Origin of the sequence: Streptomyces sp. ISL-43 (assembly GCF_018614195.1) — a bacterium.
GTDB lineage: Bacteria > Actinomycetota > Actinomycetes > Streptomycetales > Streptomycetaceae > Streptomyces.
In genome coordinates, this window is the sequence record NZ_JAGGOT010000018.1 from 1 (window position 1) to 17,212 (window position 17,212).

The 17,212-nt window shown below is 70.6% G+C and carries 14 protein-coding genes; 3 read left to right on the top strand and 11 right to left on the bottom strand.

What is annotated here, in order from left to right:
* Positions 1-334 precede the first annotated feature (334 nt).
* The gene (locus J7F03_RS10790) at positions 335-502 is read left to right on the top strand and encodes a hypothetical protein (RefSeq protein WP_214948490.1); all 168 of its coding nucleotides are present in this window, start codon (positions 335-337) and stop codon (positions 500-502) included.
* A gap of 672 nt (positions 503-1,174) precedes the next feature.
* On the opposite strand, the gene J7F03_RS10795 is transcribed toward J7F03_RS10790, so the two are convergent.
* The 10 genes from J7F03_RS10795 to J7F03_RS10840 all read right to left on the bottom strand — a co-directional run bounded on the left by J7F03_RS10795 (position 1,175) and on the right by J7F03_RS10840 (position 14,608).
* Positions 1,175-2,959: an IucA/IucC family siderophore biosynthesis protein gene (locus J7F03_RS10795; RefSeq protein WP_214948491.1), complete on the bottom strand. Its 1,785-nt coding sequence runs from the start codon at positions 2,957-2,959 to the stop codon at positions 1,175-1,177.
* The gene (locus J7F03_RS10800) at positions 2,956-3,546 is read right to left on the bottom strand and encodes a GNAT family N-acetyltransferase (RefSeq protein WP_214948492.1); all 591 of its coding nucleotides are present in this window, start codon (positions 3,544-3,546) and stop codon (positions 2,956-2,958) included. The genes J7F03_RS10795 and J7F03_RS10800 overlap by 4 nt, the downstream gene beginning before the upstream one ends.
* Positions 3,543-4,844: a lysine N(6)-hydroxylase/L-ornithine N(5)-oxygenase family protein gene (locus J7F03_RS10805; RefSeq protein ID WP_214948493.1), complete on the bottom strand. Its 1,302-nt coding sequence runs from the start codon at positions 4,842-4,844 to the stop codon at positions 3,543-3,545. The genes J7F03_RS10800 and J7F03_RS10805 overlap by 4 nt, the downstream gene beginning before the upstream one ends.
* Complete coding sequence (locus tag J7F03_RS10810) at positions 4,828-6,309, bottom strand: aspartate aminotransferase family protein (RefSeq protein ID WP_214948494.1); 1,482 nt, start codon at positions 6,307-6,309, stop codon at positions 4,828-4,830. The genes J7F03_RS10805 and J7F03_RS10810 overlap by 17 nt, the downstream gene beginning before the upstream one ends.
* A gap of 161 nt (positions 6,310-6,470) precedes the next feature.
* A complete protein-coding gene (locus J7F03_RS10815) occupies positions 6,471-7,460 on the bottom strand; it encodes a siderophore-interacting protein (RefSeq protein ID WP_214948495.1) in 990 nt (329 codons plus the stop codon).
* Positions 7,461-7,551: 91 nt separating this feature from the next.
* The gene (locus tag J7F03_RS10820; protein ID WP_214948496.1) at positions 7,552-8,586 is read right to left on the bottom strand and encodes an ABC transporter substrate-binding protein; all 1,035 of its coding nucleotides are present in this window, start codon (positions 8,584-8,586) and stop codon (positions 7,552-7,554) included.
* Between the two features lie 158 nt (positions 8,587-8,744).
* A complete protein-coding gene (locus J7F03_RS10825) occupies positions 8,745-9,905 on the bottom strand; it encodes an acyl-CoA dehydrogenase family protein (protein WP_214948497.1) in 1,161 nt (386 codons plus the stop codon).
* Positions 9,906-9,913: 8 nt separating this feature from the next.
* Positions 9,914-10,846 (bottom strand): hydroxymethylglutaryl-CoA lyase, encoded by a 933-nt coding sequence (locus tag J7F03_RS10830; protein ID WP_214948498.1) that lies wholly within the window; start codon positions 10,844-10,846, stop codon positions 9,914-9,916.
* The gene (locus J7F03_RS10835) at positions 10,843-12,975 is read right to left on the bottom strand and encodes a biotin carboxylase N-terminal domain-containing protein (protein ID WP_214948499.1); all 2,133 of its coding nucleotides are present in this window, start codon (positions 12,973-12,975) and stop codon (positions 10,843-10,845) included. Before J7F03_RS10835 ends, J7F03_RS10830 begins: the two co-directional genes overlap by 4 nt.
* A 16-nt stretch (positions 12,976-12,991) precedes the next feature.
* The gene (locus J7F03_RS10840; RefSeq protein WP_214948500.1) at positions 12,992-14,608 is read right to left on the bottom strand and encodes a carboxyl transferase domain-containing protein; all 1,617 of its coding nucleotides are present in this window, start codon (positions 14,606-14,608) and stop codon (positions 12,992-12,994) included.
* Between the two features lie 100 nt (positions 14,609-14,708).
* On the opposite strand from J7F03_RS10840, the gene J7F03_RS10845 reads away from it, so the two are divergent.
* Together J7F03_RS10845 and J7F03_RS10850 are read left to right on the top strand one after the other, a co-directional pair.
* Positions 14,709-15,287: a TetR/AcrR family transcriptional regulator gene (locus tag J7F03_RS10845; protein ID WP_214948501.1), complete on the top strand. Its 579-nt coding sequence runs from the start codon at positions 14,709-14,711 to the stop codon at positions 15,285-15,287.
* A 56-nt stretch (positions 15,288-15,343) separates the two neighbouring features.
* On the top strand, positions 15,344-16,150 hold the full coding sequence (locus tag J7F03_RS10850; RefSeq protein WP_214948502.1) for a phosphatase: 807 nt from the start codon (positions 15,344-15,346) through the stop codon (positions 16,148-16,150).
* Between the two features lie 63 nt (positions 16,151-16,213).
* Here J7F03_RS10850 and J7F03_RS10855 read toward each other — a convergent pair whose 3' ends face one another.
* Positions 16,214-17,200: a cation diffusion facilitator family transporter gene (locus J7F03_RS10855; RefSeq protein ID WP_214948503.1), complete on the bottom strand. Its 987-nt coding sequence runs from the start codon at positions 17,198-17,200 to the stop codon at positions 16,214-16,216.
* Positions 17,201-17,212: the final 12 nt, after the last annotated feature.

A 17,212-nucleotide genomic window follows, 5' to 3' on the forward strand; every position in this document is an offset into this window, starting at 1 on the left:
GTGGCGGTGGCGCCAACACGCCGAACACCCCGAACACGCCTAACTCCCCCAACACTCCGGGTGGCGGTGGCGCCAACACCCCGAACACCCCCAACACCCCGAACTCTCCTAACACCCCGGGTGGTGGTGGGGCCAACACTCCGAACACCCCCAACACCCCCAACACCCCGGGTGCCTGAGCCAACACCCCAAACGCCCCCAACCCCCCCAGCAGTCGAGGTGATGCACTGACCACATGACGGCGCCGCGCAGTGAAGACACTGCGCGGCGCCGCCGTGTGATGTGAAGAGCCAAGCAGCCTTCAGGCTTCGACAGCGCCTACACAACGCTCGATGTGTTGGGCGTATTCGGCGTATTCGGCGTGTTGGGCGTGTTCGGAGTGTTTGGAGTGTTCGGGGTGTTGGGGGTGTTGGGGGTGTTGGGCGTATTCGGAGTGTTCGGGGTGTTCGGCGTGTTGGGCGTATTCGGGGTGTTCGGAGTGCTCAGGGTATTCAGCGAGTAGGGCGCGTATGGCGTATATGGCGTATATGGCGAGTAGGGCGCATACGGCGAGTACGGCGCGTATGCCACGCCGTCGGTGGCCAGCTTGAACGCCTGCTTCTCGGCTGCATTCTCCTGCAGCCACGCCTGGGGCCTAGCCTGCGGGAGGTGCGCAAGTTGCGGCAGTTGAGCAAGCCGCGGGAGCTGCGGAAGTGGCGGGAGCTGCGGAAGTTGTGGCAGCTGAGCAATCCTCGGTGTGTGCGGCGTCGGCGGTGTCTGCCCGCCCCACGCGCTCAGACCGCTGGAAGACCGGCCACTGTGGCCACTCGCGTCGGCGTGAGCACTTCCCGCGCCCAGGACGGCCAGACTCCCCACCGCCATAGTGACGATCACGACCTGCTGGAGCTTGTGCATGAATACTTACCCTCCGTGCTTCGGCATTCGCGCGCACTGATTACCCGGTGCAAGCAGACGGTCACAAAGTACACATAGGGGTGGATTCATACCTGCCGGGAAGAACGCGTCGCCCCCTCCATCACCCATTCGTCGTCCACAGCCCGCTCAGCCGCCATTGATACCCGGGGCTGTTCCTCGTCGCGGCCGTTGCGGATCGGTGGGCCGTGGGGGAGCGGAATGGACCTCGTGTCTCGACGGCTCGCGGCCGGCCGATGGCGATGACGGGCCCGCCTCCCGATCACCGTCGCGCGGCGAACCGCGCGACGGGGTTCTTGAGGGTGCCGATCAGCTGGAGGGCGGCCGACGGGTCGGCGAGGTCGACCATCTGCCTGTTGTTGCGCAGCTGGAGGCGGTTGAGGCAGGACAGCTGGAACTCGTCCGCGAAGAGGTCGTAGCGGGCGAAGCGGTCCGCCAGGGCCGGGATCGAGTCCTGGTAGTCGTGGGCGCAGTCGGCCACGGCCTTCCAGAAGGTGTCCTCCTCGCAGATGCCCTCCGAGACCAGGATCGAGCCCAGGAAGCGGAAGAAGCAGTCGAAGACGTCCGTGAAGATCGACAGCAGCTTCATGTCCTCCGGGATGTCCGCCCGGACCCGCTCCACGGCCGGCGGCAGGACCGCGTCCGGGTCCATGACCACGATCTCCTCGGCGATGTCCTTGAAGATCGCCCGCTTCACCACGCCGTTCTCGATGACGAGGATCGTGTTCTCGCCGTGCGGCATGTACGCGAGGTCGTACTGGTAGAAGCAGTGGAGGAGGGGGACCAGGTAGGCGTTCAGGTACGAGCGCAGCCACTCGGCCGGGGTGAGGCCCGACTCGGCGATGAGGGCGCCGACGAAGGAGTTGCCCTCGCCGTCCACGTGCAGGAGCGAGGCCATCGTCGCGAGGCGCTCCTCGCCCTGGAGCGAGGCCACCGGGGACTCGCGCCACAGCGCGGCCAGCATCTTGCGGTACGGGGAGTAGCGGTCGGTCGCGCGCTCGTACTGGCGGTGGTGGTAGCCGATCGCCGCGCGCTCGCGGATGATCGAGAAGTTCACCGACCGCAGGACCTCGTCCGACTGGATCAGCTGGTGCAGCCAGTCGTTGATGGCCGGGGTGGCCTCCATGTAGGCGGCGGACAGGCCGCGCATGAAGCCCATGTTGAGGACCGAGATGGCCGTTTTGACGTAGTGCTTCTCGGGGGCGCTGGTGTTGAAGAACGTACGGATCGACTGCTGGGCGAGGTACGCGTCCTCGCCCTCGGCCAGCAGGACCAGACGGCGGTTGGCGATCTCCGCGGCGAAGGTGACCGTGGTCTTGTTCCACCACTGCCAGGGGTGGACCGGGAAGAAGTGGTAGTCCGCCGGGTCCAGGTCCAGGGCCCGCAGGGAGGCCTCGAACCGCTCCACCGCCGGCTCGCCGAGCTCGGCGCGCATGAAGGAGTCGTGGTCCAGGCCCGAGCCCGCCGTGAAGGTGGAGACGTCCTTGCGGGCCGCCACCCACACGAGGTGGACCGGGCTCGCGGTCTCCGGGGCGTACGAGAGGTACTCGTGCACGCCGAAGCCGAGGCGGCCGTTGTTGGCGACGAAGCAGGGGTGGCCCTCGGTCATGCCGGTCTCGATGTCCTGGAAGGAGGACTTCGCGAGGACGGCGGAGGGGATCTGCGGCCTCGTGTACTTGAAGCCCGAGCCCGCCAGGGTGGAGGAGATCTCCTCCAGGTAGACCGGCAGGACCTCGGCGCTCAAACCGAGCGAGTCCTTCAGCTCGATGTGGAAGTCGATCGCGTCCGGTGGCAGTTCGGCGCCGTCCCGGTGGCGGGTGATGGACGCCTCGTCCACCGCCCAGTGGTCCAGGGAGTGCAGGACGGCGGTGAAACGGTACTCCACCGTCCGGTCGTCGCTGAGGACCGCGTACGCGTCCCCGCCCAGCGGCGCCGGGGTCAGCAGGCGCTCGTGCGAGAACTCGGCCAGGGCCTTCTTGACCAGGGCGCGGTTGGCGCGGGCCCACAGCTCGGGGGAGAGGTGGGCGACGGCGTCGGTGAGGCTCATATCGACGCTCCCGTGGTGAGGCCGGTGGCGGCTTCGAACTGCTCGCGGGTGCAGAAGCTCAGCAGGGCTTCCTTCTCCGGCTTGGTGACCGGGCCGTCGGGCACGAAGCCGACCGCCTCGTTCAGCGCGTGCACGGCCGTGTTGCGCACGTCGGGCTCCACCACGACGCGGCGCGTCGCCGGGTCGGCGAAGAGGGCCGCCATGACGGTGGTGATGACCGCGCGGGTGAATCCGTGCACGGGGGCGCTGCTGGGGGCGACGAGGAAGTGCATGCCGACGTCCCCGGGCTGTGCGTCGTACAGGCCGACCAGCTCCAGCTCGCTCGGGTCGTAGCGCTCCATCAGGAAGGCGGGGCGGCCCTCGTGGAGGCCGATGAAGGCGTCGTGGTGCTCGTGGGCGGCGATGCGCATGTACTCGCGCTCGACGTCCGGCAGCGAGGCCTCCTGCATCATCCAGAACGAGGCCTTGGGGTGGGTGACCCAGCCGTGCAGCAGCTCGGCGTCGGCGAAGGGGTCCAGCGGCCGGACGGCGAAGGTGCCGAGGGCGGCATCGGTGCGGGTGAACCGGTGGTCGGTGGTGGTGCTCATGCGAAAGCGCCTTCCGGGGCTGCGAACTGCTGGAACGCGATGGACTTCTCGACCTTGTAGTACTCGCGGCCGAGGAGCTCTCCGATGATGTACGCGTTGCGGTACGCGGCCATGCCCAGGTCGGGCGAGGTGATCGAGTGGTTGTGGACCGTGCCGTTCTGGAGGAACACGCCGCGGCCGGTGGTGTCGATGCTGTAGTTGCGCGCCGCGTCGGGGCGGCCGTGGCCGTCGAAGTTCAGGCGGTCGCGGACCGGGTTCAGGAACTCGGGCAGGGAGTACTTGTAACCGGTCGCGAGGACCAGGCCCTCGGTGGCGAGGGAGAAGTCGCGCTCCTGCTCCTCCTGGCGCAGCCCCAGCGTGTACGAGCCCGTGGTGGTGTCGTACGCGGCGCTGTTCAGCGAGGTGTTGGTCAGCAGGGTGGTGGGGACCGGGCCCGGCGAGGTGACCTTCTTCTGGTAGAGCATGTCGAAGATGGCGTTGACGAGCTCGCCGTCGATGCCCTTGAAGAGGTTCTTCTGCTGGGTCTCCAGGCGGTAGCGGGTGTCCTCGGGCAGCGCGTGGAAGTAGTCCACGTACTCGGGGGAGGTCATCTCCAGCGTCAGCTTGGTGTACTCCAGCGGGAAGAACCGCGGGGAGCGGGTGACCCAGTTGAGCTGGTAGCCGTGTACGTCGATCTCGGCGAGGAGGTCGTAGTAGATCTCGGCCGCGCTCTGGCCCGAGCCGACCAGGGTGATCGACTTCTTCTTCTGCAGCTCGGCCCTGTTCTGCATGTAGGCGGAGTTGTGGGTGAAGTCGCCGCCGGCATGCGCGCACGCCTGCGGGATGAAGGGCGGGGTGCCGGTGCCCAGGACCAGGCGGCGGGCCAGGTGGGTCTCGCCGCGGTCGGTGTGGACCTCGTACAGGCCCGCCCGCTCGTCGTAGGTGACCTCGGTGACCGAGGTGGAGTACAGGACGTTGTCGAGGCGGTCGGCGGCCCAGCGGCAGTACTCGTTGTACTCGGCGCGCAGCGGGTAGAAGTTCTCCCGGATGTAGAACGAGTACAGCCGGTCCTTGTCCTTCAGGTAGTTCAGGAAGGAGAAGGGCGAGGTCGGGTCGGCGAGGGTCACCAGGTCCGACATGAACGGCGTCTGGAGGTGTGCGCCGTCCAGGAACATTCCGGCGTGCCACTCGAAGTGCGGCTTCGACTCGATGAACAGGCCGTCGAGCTCGTCGATCGGCGCGGTCAGGCAGGCGAGTCCCAGATTGAAGGGACCGAGACCGATTCCGATGAAGTCGCGGGGCTTAACGGTGGACGGCAAGGGATTCTCCCAGGAACTGCTCGGCGTGTGCGGCGAGAAGGTCGAGGACGGCCGCGATGTCGGCCGTCGTGGTCTGCGGGTTGAGGAGGGTGAACTTCAGGTACTGCCGGCCGTCCACCTTGGTCCCGGCCACGACGGCCTCACCGGAGGCGAACAGGGCCTTGCGGGCGTGCAGGTTCGCCTCGTCCACGAGGTCGGCGCGCGCATCGCCCTCGGGGACGAAGCGGAAGACCAGGGTGGAGATCTGCGGCTTGACGACGACCTCGTAGCGCGGGTCGGCGTCGATGACGTCCCAGCCCGCCGCCGCCAGGTCGATGACCTCGTCGAAGAGCGAGCCGATGCCGTCGGCGCCCATCACGCGCAGGGTCATCCACAGCTTCAGCGCGTCGAAGCGGCGCGTGGTCTGGATGGACTTGTCGACCTGGTTGGGGATGCGCTCCTGCGCCATCCGGCGCGGGTTGAGGTAGTCCGCGTGGTACGTGGCGTGCTTCATGGTGTCGCGGTCGCGGACCAGCAGGGCGCTGGAACTGACGGGCTGGAAGAACGACTTGTGGTAGTCGACCGTCACCGAGTCCGCCGTCTCGATGCCGTCGAGCAGGTGCCGGCGGGTGGGGGAGACCAGCAGTCCGCAGCCGTACGCGGCGTCCACGTGCATCCAGGCGGAGTGCTCGGTGGCCAGGCGGGCGATCTCGGGGAGCGGGTCGATGGACCCGAAGTCGGTGGTGCCGGCGGTGGCGACGACGGCCATGGGGAAGAGGCCCTCGCGGGCGCAGCTCTCCAGTTCCAGGGCGAGGACCGAGGTGTCCATCCGGCGGTTGCGGTCGACGGGGACGCAGATGACGGCCTCGTAGCCCAGTCCGAGCATGGCGGCCGACTTCTGCACGCTGAAGTGGCCGGCCTCGGAGGTGAAGATGCGCAGCTTCGGCAGGACTTCGGACTTGGGCAGCTCGCGGGAGCTGTTCTTCATGACGTTTCGGCAGGCCTCGTCGCGGGCCAGGAGCAGTGCGTGGAAGTTCGACTGGCTGCCGCCGGAGGTGAAGATGCCGTCCGCGTCGGGGCCGAGGCCGATGCGCTGCGCGGTCCAGTCGATCAGGCGGCGCTCGATGAGCGTGCCGCCGATCGACTGGTCCCAGGTGTCGAGGGAGGAGTTGACTGCCGAGAGGACGGCCTCGCCGAGCACGGCCGGGATGACGACCGGGCAGTTGAGGTGACCGAGGTAGCGCGGGTGGTGGAAGTAGACCGCGTCGCGGAGGTAGACCTCTTCCAGCTCGTCCAGGGCGGCGGCCGCGTCTTCGAGCGGGGCGTCCAGGTCGATGCCGGCGATGACCGGGGCGAGCGCGTCGACGGACATGCCGGTGTGGGGCCGTTCCGTGGTGGCGAGTTTGGCCGCGACGCGCGCGACTCCCTCGGTGACGGAACGCCGGTAGAGGTCCGCGGTCGTCTCGTTGAGCAGATGCTGACGCATCAACTTTCCTCCGGGCAGGGGGAGAGGATGGGGGGTGCGGGACTTAGGTTAGCCTAACCTAACTTTCGCACCAAATGGAGATGGGCCCCGGCCGAAGCCGGAGCCCATTCCAAGTGTTTTCAGCCGAACGGCGGTTGAAGCCGTGCTGTGGATCCGCGGAGCTAAAGGGCTGCCGTCGGGTCCTCGCTGGGTGCCTGACCCGCGTACGCCTCCGCGAGGAGCTCCTCCTCGCTCGCCCCGAGCCGCCAGTAGCCGGTGAAGCGCACCGCGCGCCGGTCGACGCCCCGCTCCTGCACGAAATGTCTGCGCACCGCCCGGATCGTCGCGGACTCGCCCGCGATCCAGGCGTACGGGGCTTCGGCGGCGGGGGTTTCGGCCGCCCGGAGCACCTCCAGCAGCCGCTCGGTGCGCTCCCCGCCCGCACCGCGCTCCCGGACGACCCAGGTGATGTCCGCGTCGGCGGGCGTCGACAGGGCCAGCCGGTCGTCCTCGTGCGGGACCTCGAACCAGGCCTTGACCCGGGTGCCCTTCGCCAGCCGGTCCAGGATCGCGGCGGCCGCGGGCAGGGCGGTCTCGTCCGCGTACATCAAGATCGCGTCGGTGGCGGCAGGCGGCTGGAAGCGTACGGACTTGTTCTCCGCGACGGCCGGACCGATGGCCATGATCCGCCGGCCGGTCACCGCGCGGCCCGCCCAGGAGGCGGCTGGGGAACCCGCCGCGTCGGCGGCTGATGTCGCAGTGCCGTGCAGGACGAAGTCGATGTCGACCTCGTCCACACCCTCGGGCGTCCGCCGCTGCTCGCGGACGGTGTAGGAGCGCATCACCGGGCGCTCCTCGTCGGCCATCGCGCGCCAGTCCGCGAACCAGGTGTCCTCACCCGTGGACGGCAGCACGGTGTGCTCGCGGCCCGCGGGCGGCAGGAACAGGGAGAGGCTCTGGTCGTAGCCGCCCGAGCGGAAGTCCGCGAGGGACTCGCCGCCGAAGGTGATCCGCAGGAACGAGTGGCCGAGGCGGCGGGTGCGCGCCACTTCGAGTTCGAAGAACCGGAAGTGCGCGACGGCCGGGGCGGCTTCGGTGGTCGGAGCGGCGTCAGCGGCCCCGGTGGCCCGGGGCGCGGAGGCCTGGGCGGCGTCGGATGCGGCGGCGGTCATGCGGAGGGTCCCCCTGCGGATCGGTGCGATGACGGGCGACGGCAAGCGGCCCCGGCGCCTGGGTGAGGCGCCGGGGCCGGTCGGCCGAGGGTCAGCTGACCTTCTTGGCGTTCTGGATGGACTTCGCGAGGTCTTCCAGGATCTGCGCGCACTTCTCGTACGAGTAGATCGGCTCGGTCACGCGCGGGGTGACCTGGTTCGCCTTGACGGCGGGCAGCTCGGCCCAGGTCGGCTTGGCCTTCAGCTCGGTCGGCTGCAGGGTGCCGGTGCGGTTGTCGAGGAGGACGACGTCGGCCTTGTACTTGCCGGCGTTCTCCCAGCTGAGGCTCTCGAAGAAGCCGCCCTCGTCCGTCTTCTCCGGGTTGACGAACTCGACGCCGAGCGACTGGAAGTACTTCAGGTCGGCGGAGGTGGCGGCCGTGGAGACGTAGAACAGGTCGGCGGAGCCGGAGCCGACGAGCACCTTGGTGCCCGGGTTCGCCTTGGTGGCCTCGCGGAGCTTCGCGGAGGCCGCCTCGAAGCGGGCCTTGCCGTCGACGGCCTTCTTGGCGTTCATGTCGGCGCCCAGGGACTTGGCGAGCTCCGCGGTGCGGGCCAGCGCCTTGTCCATCGTGACGTCGCCGCCCACGCCGATCGCGGCGGCCGGGGCGAGCTTCAGGATCTTGTCCTTGGAGGCCTCCGGCACGTACCAGTACGTGCCGTCCCAGGTGTTGGTGACCAGCAGGTCGGGCTGGAGCGCGGCGTACTTCTCGACGTTGAACTCGTCGTAGACGTTGCCGAGGATCTCGACCTTGGAGATGTCCATCGAGCCGGCCTGGACGTCGGCCTTGCCGTCGGCGGTCTTGGTCGGGCCGAAGACGCCCTTGACGTTGATGCCGTAGTCGTACAGCGCGGCGGCGGTGCCGGTGAAGGCGACGATGTTCTTCGGTGTGGACTTGGCGGACAGGGGGTCCTTGCCGAGGTCGTCCTTGAAGGACCAGGGACCCGAGGCCGCGGCGCCCTTGCTGCCCGACTCGTCCTTCGCGGAGTCGTTGCCGCAGGCGGTGAGCGCGGCGACGAGGCCGAGAGCGCCGCCTGCCGCGATGAGACCGCGGCGGGTGAGGAGGGAGGATCGGGACTTGGGCATGTCGATGTCCGCTTTCATGCGTGCCGGGCGGCCGTCGGGCCGTTCGAAAGGAAGGTTAGCCTAACCTTGGCTGAAAACGGTAAGGGGGCCCTAACCAATCTGGGCCCCCTGGTCCTGCGATGGTCCTGCGACGCGCGTGCCGTCGGGCGTTGGCGCGGCTAGACCCCGAGCCCCAGCTCGCGGGCGATCAGCATGCGCTGGACCTCGCTCGTGCCCTCGCCGATCTCCAGGATCTTCGAATCGCGCCACATGCGGGCCACCGGGTACTCGTTCATGAACCCGTAGCCGCCGTGGATCTGCGTGGCGTCGCGCGCGTTGTCGACGGCCACCGTCGAGGAGTACAGCTTCGCGATGGCCGCCTCCTTCTTGAACGGCTCGCCCGCCACGAGCCGGGAGGCCGCGTCGCGCCAGCCGATCCGGGCCATGTGGGCGCGCATCTCCATGTCCGCCAGCTTGAACTGGATGGCCTGGTTGTCGCCGATCGCCTTGCCGAAGGCGTGCCGCTCCTTCGCGTACTTCACGGACTCGTCCACGCAGCCCTGCGCGAGCCCGGTCGCCAGCGCCGAGATGGCGACGCGGCCTTCGTCGAGGATCCGCAGGAACTGGGCGTAGCCGCGGCCCTCTTCACCGACCAGGTTGGCGAGGGGGACCCGTACGCCGTCGAAGGACAGTTCGCGGGTGTCCGAGGAGTTCCAGCCCACCTTGGAGTACGGGGCGGCCACGGTGAAGCCGGGGGTGCCGGACGGGACGATGATCGAGGAGATCTCCGGGCGGCCGTCGGCCTTGCGGCCCGTCACGGCCGTGACGGTGACCAGACCGGTGATGTCCGTACCGGAGTTGGTGATGAAGCACTTCGAGCCGTTGATCACCCACTCGTCGCCCTCGCGGACCGCGGTGGTGCGGGTGCCGCCCGCGTCGCTGCCCGCACCGGGCTCGGTCAGGCCGAAGGCGCCCAGGATCTCCCCGGAGCACATCCTCGGCAGCCACTGCCGCTTCTGCTCCTCGGTGCCGAAGAGGTAGAGGGGCATGGCGCCCAGGGAGACGCCCGCCTCCAGGGTGATGGCGACCGAGGAGTCGACGCGGGCCAGCTCCTCCAGGGCGATGCCGAGGGCGAGGTAGTCGCCGCCCATGCCGCCGTACTCCTCCGGGAAGGGCAGGCCGAACAGGCCCATGCGGCCCATCTCGCGGACGATCTCGTACGGGAACTCGTGCCGCTCGTACAGATCGCCGATCTTCGGCGCCACGACATCGTGCGCGAACGCCTCGACGGTGCGGCGGAGTTCCTCGTGCTCGGGGGTGAGCCGGTGGTCGAGGGCCATGGTCTTCGTTACTCCTTGTGGGAGAGGGCGCGGACGGTACGGGAGGGGCTGGGGCGCCCCAGCTGCTCGGCCATCCACACGCTCGTGGCGGTGAGGGCGGCCAGATCGACCCCGGTCTCGATGCCGAGGCCGTCCAGCATCCAGACGAGGTCCTCGGTCGCGAGATTGCCCGTGGCGCTCTTCGCGTACGGGCATCCGCCGAGGCCGCCGGCGGAGGCGTCGACGGTGGTCACGCCGTGCTGGAGCGCGGCGAGGGTGTTGGACAGGGCCTGGCCGTAGGTGTCGTGGAAGTGCACACCGATCCGGTCGGTGGCGACCCCCGCCTCGTTGAGCTCGTTCAGGAGGGTCTGGACGTGCCCCGGGGTGGCGACGCCGATGGTGTCGCCGAGGCTCAGCTCGTCACAGCCGAGGTCGAGCAGGGCCTTGGCGACGCCGACCACCTGGTCGACCGGGACCGGACCCTCCCAGGGGTCGCCGAAGCACATCGAGAGATAGCCGCGCACGTGCGCCTTCTGGTCCTTGGCCCGGGCCACGACGGGCTCGAACATGGCGAGGGACTCGGCGACGGTGCGGTTGAGATTGCGGGAGGCGAAGGTCTCGGTGGCCGAACCGAACACGGCGATGCGGGTGGCCCCGAGCGCCAGCGCGCGGTCGAGGCCGCGCTCGTTGGGGACGAGGACGGGCAGGGCCGCCTCCACGTCGGCGAGGAGCGGGAAGAGCTCCTCGGCGTCGGCCAGCTGGGGGACCCACTTGGGGTGCACGAAACTGGTGGCCTCGATGGTGCTGAGCCCCGCGGCCGCCAGCCGGTGGACGAACTCCGCCTTCACGTGGGTGGGGACGGCCGTCTTCTCGTTCTGCAGCCCGTCGCGCGCGCCGACCTCGTGGATGCGGACCCGGGCCGGCAGCCCGGGTGCGGCAACGGTCATGGGCAGCCCGTTCATTCGCTCTCCTCGTCCGGGGCGACCACGGCCAGGACCTGGTCCATGGCGACGGTGGTGCCGGGGGTGACGTCGATTTCGGTCACGGTGCCGGCGTGCGGGGCGGAGATGACGTGCTCCATCTTCATCGCCTCGACGACGAGCAGGCTCTGCCCGGCCGCGACCCTGTCGCCGACGGCCACCTTGACGACGGTGACGGTGCCGGGCATGGGGGCGGCGAGGGTTCCGGCGCCGGTGTGGCCCCGGCCGCCGAGGGCTGCCGCCACGGGGTCGTGGGCCTGCACGTGCCAGGAGTCACCGTCGCGGCCGAGCCAGGTCCCCTCCGGGGAGGTGGCGTGGCTGAACCGGTGCGTGACGCCGTCGAGCTCGATGGTGACGTGGTCGGGGGCGCGGTGGACGATCCGACCCCGGGCCGGTGCGCTGGGGCTCCCCCCCAGCCCCCGCGCCTCGAATGCCGACGAGGCCGGATCGGCGGAGTCGGCTGCGCGGAGGAGGAGCTCCGTGTGCGGGTCGGGGCCTTGCCCCGGGTCCGTCCCGGCGGGCCGGGTGCGGACCTCCACCGGGTCCTGGCCCGGCAGGCGGAAGTGGTGCACCGTCCAGGCGGGGGTGCCGCCCAGGCGCCACCCGTTGGAGGCGCTGAAGGGGTCGACCCACCCCTCCGGACCCGCCGGCGCTTGAGGCGCGGGGGCCGGGGCCGAGCCCCGGTTTCGGGAAGGGGCGGGGTGGGGGGCGGAAAGCAGTGCCGCCGCCGCGTACACCTCCGACGGGACCGACGGCGGGAGCAGGGACGGGAGGTCCCGTTCCACCAGGCCCGTGTCCAGGTCCCCGGAGACCACATCCGGATGCGCCAACAGCCTCCGCAGGAAACCGGTGTTGGTCTGGACGCCCAGGATGACCGTGTCGGCCAACGCGCCCCGCAGCACCCGCAGAGCGGTCGCGCGGTCGGGGCCGTACGCGATGACCTTCGACAGCATCGGGTCGTACGTCGACCCGGTGTCCACCCCCGCCACCAGCCCGGAGTCCGTCCGCACGGAGCCGCCGGACGGTTCGGACAGCGCCAGCACCATGCCGCCGGAGGGCAGGAACCCCCGTGCCGGATCCTCCGCGCAGACCCGGGCCTCGATCGCGTGCCCGGTCAGGACGACGTCCCACTGGCCGAAGCCCAGCTCGGCGCCCGCCGCCACCCGCAGCTGCTGCTCCACCAGGTCCAGCCCGGTGATCAGCTCCGTCACCGGGTGCTCGACCTGGAGCCGGGTGTTCATCTCCATGAAGTAGTACGAGGAGGGGTCGGAGCCGGGCACGATGAACTCCACCGTGCCCGCGCCGACGTACCCGCACGAGCGCGCCGCCTCCACGGCCGCCGCGCCCATCGACTCCCGCAGCTTTGGCGTCAGCAGGACCGACGGGGCCTCCTCGATCACCTTCTGGTGGCGCCGCTGCAGCGAGCACTCGCGCTCGCCGAGGTGCACCACGTTCCCGTGCGCGTCCGCCAGTACCTGGATCTCGATGTGCCGGGGCCGGTCCACCCAGCGCTCCACGAGCAGCGTGTCGTCCCCGAAGGAGGACCGCGCCTCGCGCCGTGCCGCCGCGATCTCCTCGCTCAGCAGCCCTGGGTCCCGTACCAGCCGCATGCCCTTGCCGCCGCCGCCCGCCGAGGGCTTCAGCAGGACCGGCATGCCGATCTCCTCGGCGGCGGCGGCCAGTTCGGCGTCCGACAGGCCGCTGCCCGAGGAGCCGGGGACCACGGGCACGCCCGCCGCCTTGACGGTCTCCTTGGCCCGGATCTTGTCGCCCATCAGGGAGATCGCGCTCGCCGGCGGCCCGATGAAGGCCAGTCCGGCGTCCGCGCAGGCCTGCGCGAAGGCCGCGTTCTCCGCGAGGAAGCCGTAGCCGGGGTGGACGGCCTCGGCGCCGGTCCGGCGCGCCGCGTCGAGCAGCCGCTCCACCGACAGATAGCTCTCGGCGGCCGCCGCCGGGCCGATCCGGACGGCCGTGTCGGCCTCGCGTACGTGCCGGGCGTCCGCGTCCGCGTCGCTGAAGACGGCGACGGAGCGGATGCCGAGCTGCCGCAGGGTGCGGATGACCCGGACCGCGATCTCGCCCCGGTTCGCCACCAGAACAGTGCTGAACATCAGTGAGGTCCTCACGTCACATACGGAAGATGCCGAAAGCGGAGTCGCCCAGCGGGGCGTTCGCGCACGCGGTCAGGGCCAGTCCCAGCACCTGCCGGGTCTCCAGCGGGTCGATGACCCCGTCGTCCCACAGCCGGGCGGTCGCGTAGTAGGCGTTGCCCTGTGCCTCGTACTGCTCCCGGACCGGGGCCTTGAAGGCCTCCTCGTCCTCGGCGGGCCACTCCTGGCCGGCGCCCTCGATCTGGTCCCGCTTGACCGTCGCGAGGACGGACGCGGCCTGCTCGCCGCCCATCACGGAGATCTTGGCGTTGGGCCACATCCACAGGAAGCGCGGCGAATAGGCCCGCCCGCACATGGAGTAGTTGCCGGCGCCGTAGCTGCCGCCGACCACGACGGTCAGCTTCGGGACCCGGGTGCAGGCCACGGCCGTGACCATCTTGGCGCCGTGCTTGGCGATGCCGCCGGCCTCGTAGTCCCGGCCGACCATGAAGCCGGAGATGTTCTGGAGGAAGAGCAGCGGGATGCCGCGCTGGTCGCACAGCTCGATGAAGTGCGCGCCCTTCTGGGCGGATTCGGAGAACAGGATGCCGTTGTTGGCGACGATCCCGACGGGGTGGCCGTGGATCCGGGCGAAGCCGGTGACCAGCGTCTGCCCGAACTCCGCCTTGAACTCCTGGAAGCGGGAGCCGTCCGCGATCCGGGCGATGATCTCGCGGGCGTCGTAGGGGGTGCGGGAGTCGACGGGGACCGCGCCGTACAGCCCGTACGGGTCCACCTTGGGCTCCTCGGGAGCCTCCACCGACCAGGGCAGGGCCCGGCGCTCGGGCAGGGTGGCCACGATGTTCCGTACGATCCGCAGCGCGTGCGCGTCGTCCTCCGCGAGGTGGTCGGTGACGCCCGAGGTCCGGGAGTGGACCTCGCCGCCGCCGAGCTCCTCGGCCGTGACCACCTCGCCGGTGGCGGCCTTCACCAGCGGCGGGCCGCCGAGGAAGATGGTGCCCTGGCCGCGCACGATGACGGCCTCGTCGCTCATGGCGGGGACGTACGCGCCGCCCGCCGTGCAGGAGCCGAGGACGGCGGCGATCTGCGGGATGCCGGCCCCCGACATGCGGGCCTGGTTGTAGAAGATGCGGCCGAAGTGGTCCCGGTCGGGGAAGACCTCGTCCTGCATGGGGAGGAAGGCACCGCCGGAGTCGACGAGGTAGAGGCAGGGGAGACGATTCTCCAGGGCCACTTCCTGGGCGCGCAGGTGCTTCTTTACGGTCATCGGGTAGTACGTGCCGCCCTTGACGGTGGCGTCGTTCGCGACGATCACGCACTCGCGGCCGCTGACCCGGCCGATGCCGGCGATCACCCCGGCGGCCGGAGCCGCGCCCCCGTACATGCCCTCGGCGGCCAGCGGGGCCAGCTCCAGGAAGGGGGACCCGGGGTCGAGGAGGGCGTCCACGCGGTCGCGCGGCAGGAGCTTCCCGCGGGCGGTGTGGCGGGCGCGGGCCTTCTCCCCGCCGCCGAGCCGGGCGGCCTCCAGACGGGCGCGCAGGCCGTCGGCGAGCTCGCGGTGGGCGGCCTCGTTGGCCCGCCAGGCATCGGACGCCGGGTCGGCGGCGCTCGTCAGCACTGGTGCCTGCTGCATCGGTCGAGCTCCCTTGCTCGGTACACGCTTGTTAATGAGCGTTAACGCATGTGGGGCTTAGGTTAACGACCGCTAACGGCCCTGTCTAGAATGGATTTCCATGAGCACCAGAGCGGCCGCACCGACCCGTCGCGAGCAGATCCTCAACGAGGCCGCCCGCCTCTTCGCCGCGCGCGGATTCCACGGCGTGGGCGTGGACGAGATAGGCGCCGCCGTCGGTATCAGCGGCCCCGGCCTGTACCGGCATTTCGCGGGCAAGGACGCCATGCTCGCCGAGCTGCTCGTCGGCATCAGCGAACGGCTGCTGACCGGCGGCCGCCGACGGGTGGAGGAGGCGGCCGGCGACCCGGCCGGCGTACTGGCCTCCCTCGTCGAGGGCCACATCGACTTCGCGCTCGACGACCGGGCACTGATCACCCTCCACGACCGCGAGCTCGACCGGCTGCGCGAGGCGGACCGCAAGCTCGTACGGCAGCTGCAGCGGCAGTACGTCGAGCTGTGGGTCGATGTCGTGCGCGAGCTGAACCCCGAGGTGGGCGAGGCGGAGGTACGCGTCTGCGTGCACGCGGTCTTCGGCCTGCTGAACTCCACCCCGCACCTGGCCGCCCTGGGCCGGGAGGCGACGGAGTCGCTGCTGCGGCGGCTCGCCAACGGGGCGTTCGGGGCGCTGTCGGGATGAAGTCACGTGTCCGCCGGTCGGGATGGGGCGGACGCCTGCGCCCGCGCGGCGGCAGAATGGGCCGCATGCCGAAGCCGATAGAGACGCCCGTACCCAGCCGCGCCGAACTCGTCGACCACCTGGTCCGGACGCGGATCGCGGGGCAGGTGGCCACCCCGCGCGAGAACAACCTCTCCCACTACCGCAAGCTCGCCAACGGCGACCGGCACTACTGGCTGGGTCTGGAGCTGGGCGACCGCTGGAGCGACGAGCAGGACGTGCTCGCGGTGATGGCGGAGCGCTGCGGGGTCGTGGACGAGCCCGCGTACATGTACGGCCAGGACACCATCGACCCGGAACTGACCGTGGCCGGCCTGGACCGGCTGGCGGCGCGGCTGCGCAAGGCCGCGCTGGACCGGCAGAGCGTGCTCCTGGCCACCGGCCACCCGGGCGGCCTGCTGGACGTCCACCGGGCGACGGCCGACGCCCTGCGCGCGGCGGGCTGCGAGATCGTGGTGATCCCGCCGGGCCTCATGGCCGACGAGGGCTCGGTGTGGCAGTTCGCGGACGTCGCCGTACTGGAGCGCGGCGCGACCCTGTGGCACACCCACTCCCCGGAGCCGATGGCGGCGATCCTGGACGCCCTGACGGGACACGGCCGCCCCCAGCCGGACCTGGTCGTCGCCGACCATGGCTGGGCGGGCTGCGCCGCGCAGCGCGGCCTGGACGCGGTGGGGTACGCGGACTGCAACGACCCGGCGCTCTTCCTGGCCGAGGCCGAGGGCACCCTCCAGGTGGCGGTCCCCCTGGACGACCACGTCCGCGACCCGCGCTTCTACGACCCGATGGTGGCGTATCTGCTCGACGCGGCGGGCCTGCTGTAGACCCCGCGACGCCGTCGCAGGGGGCCGGGGCGGAGCCCCGGGTCTCTCGGGTCCGGGCCGGGCTCAGGGCCCGCCCGCGGGAGTGGGGGGACCGGGGACGCCCGCGGACGCCGGCGGCGGGGCCGGTGTCGGGGTCGGGTCCAGGTACACGCGGCGGATCGCCGGGAAGCGTTCGCGCAGCTGGGCCTCCGCGTCCTCGCACGCCGCTTCCACCTGCCGCGCCGACGCCAGGTCGTGGAAGTCGATCTTCGCCGCGATCAGTACCTCCGACGGCCCCTGCACCAGCGTGGTCAGCTCCAGCACGCCCTCGATGTGCAGCACCGAGAGCAGCTCCTCCCGTACCTCCGCGCGCATCCCGGGCGGCAGCGGGCGGCCGATCAGGTACTGCGCGTTCGAGCGGCCCAGCTCCCACGCCACCCACACCAGGAGCAGCCCGATCAGCAGCGAGGCCACCCCGTCGTAGACGCCCGATCCGGTGAGCTGCGCGCCCAGCAGGCCGCCGGCCGCCAGCGCCAGGCCGATCAGCGCGGCCACGTTCTCCAGCAGGACGGCCTTCACCGCCGTGTCCGGGGTGTGCTGCACGTACAGCCCCAGCGGCGCCCGCATCCGCGCGGCCTCGCCCTTGACCTGCCGCCAGGCCACCAGCAGCGAGTAGCCCTCCAGCAGGAAGGCGACGGCGAGGATGACGTAGGACAGCGCGGGGTTCCCCGGGTCCTCCCCGTGGACCAGCGTGTGGACGCCGTCGTAGACCGCGAACACCGCGCCGCCGACGAAGGTGGCGATCGAGGCCAGGAGCGCCCAGATGTACCGCTCGGGGCCGTATCCCAGCGGGTGCGCCTCGTCCGCCGGCTTCGCGCTGCGCTTGAGGGAGGCCAGCAGCATGACCTCGGTGACGGTGTCGGCCACCGAGTGCGCGGCCTCGGAGAGCATCGCGCTCGATCCGCTGACGATCCCGCCGACCGCTTTGGCTGCGGCGATGCCGAGGTTCGTGACGACGGCGACGGCGACCGTACCGACGCTTTCGTCTTCGCTTCCACCACTGCTGGACATGGAGTGACGGTA

Coding starts and splice junctions, on each gene's coding strand:
- J7F03_RS10795 (WP_214948491.1), bottom strand. CDS start 2,959: ATGAGCCTCACCGACGCCGTCGCCCACCTCTCCCCCGAGCTGTGGGCC.
- J7F03_RS10800 (WP_214948492.1), bottom strand. CDS start 3,546: ATGAGCACCACCACCGACCACCGGTTCACCCGCACCGATGCCGCCCTC.
- J7F03_RS10810 (WP_214948494.1), bottom strand. CDS start 6,309: ATGCGTCAGCATCTGCTCAACGAGACGACCGCGGACCTCTACCGGCGT.
- J7F03_RS10815 (WP_214948495.1), bottom strand. CDS start 7,460: ATGACCGCCGCCGCATCCGACGCCGCCCAGGCCTCCGCGCCCCGGGCC.
- J7F03_RS10820 (WP_214948496.1), bottom strand. CDS start 8,586: ATGCCCAAGTCCCGATCCTCCCTCCTCACCCGCCGCGGTCTCATCGCG.
- J7F03_RS10825 (WP_214948497.1), bottom strand. CDS start 9,905: ATGGCCCTCGACCACCGGCTCACCCCCGAGCACGAGGAACTCCGCCGC.
- J7F03_RS10830 (WP_214948498.1), bottom strand. CDS start 10,846: ATGAACGGGCTGCCCATGACCGTTGCCGCACCCGGGCTGCCGGCCCGG.
- J7F03_RS10835 (WP_214948499.1), bottom strand. CDS start 12,975: ATGTTCAGCACTGTTCTGGTGGCGAACCGGGGCGAGATCGCGGTCCGG.
- J7F03_RS10840 (WP_214948500.1), bottom strand. CDS start 14,608: ATGCAGCAGGCACCAGTGCTGACGAGCGCCGCCGACCCGGCGTCCGAT.
- J7F03_RS10845 (WP_214948501.1), top strand. CDS start 14,709: ATGAGCACCAGAGCGGCCGCACCGACCCGTCGCGAGCAGATCCTCAAC.
- J7F03_RS10850 (WP_214948502.1), top strand. CDS start 15,344: ATGGGCCGCATGCCGAAGCCGATAGAGACGCCCGTACCCAGCCGCGCC.
- J7F03_RS10855 (WP_214948503.1), bottom strand. CDS start 17,200: ATGTCCAGCAGTGGTGGAAGCGAAGACGAAAGCGTCGGTACGGTCGCC.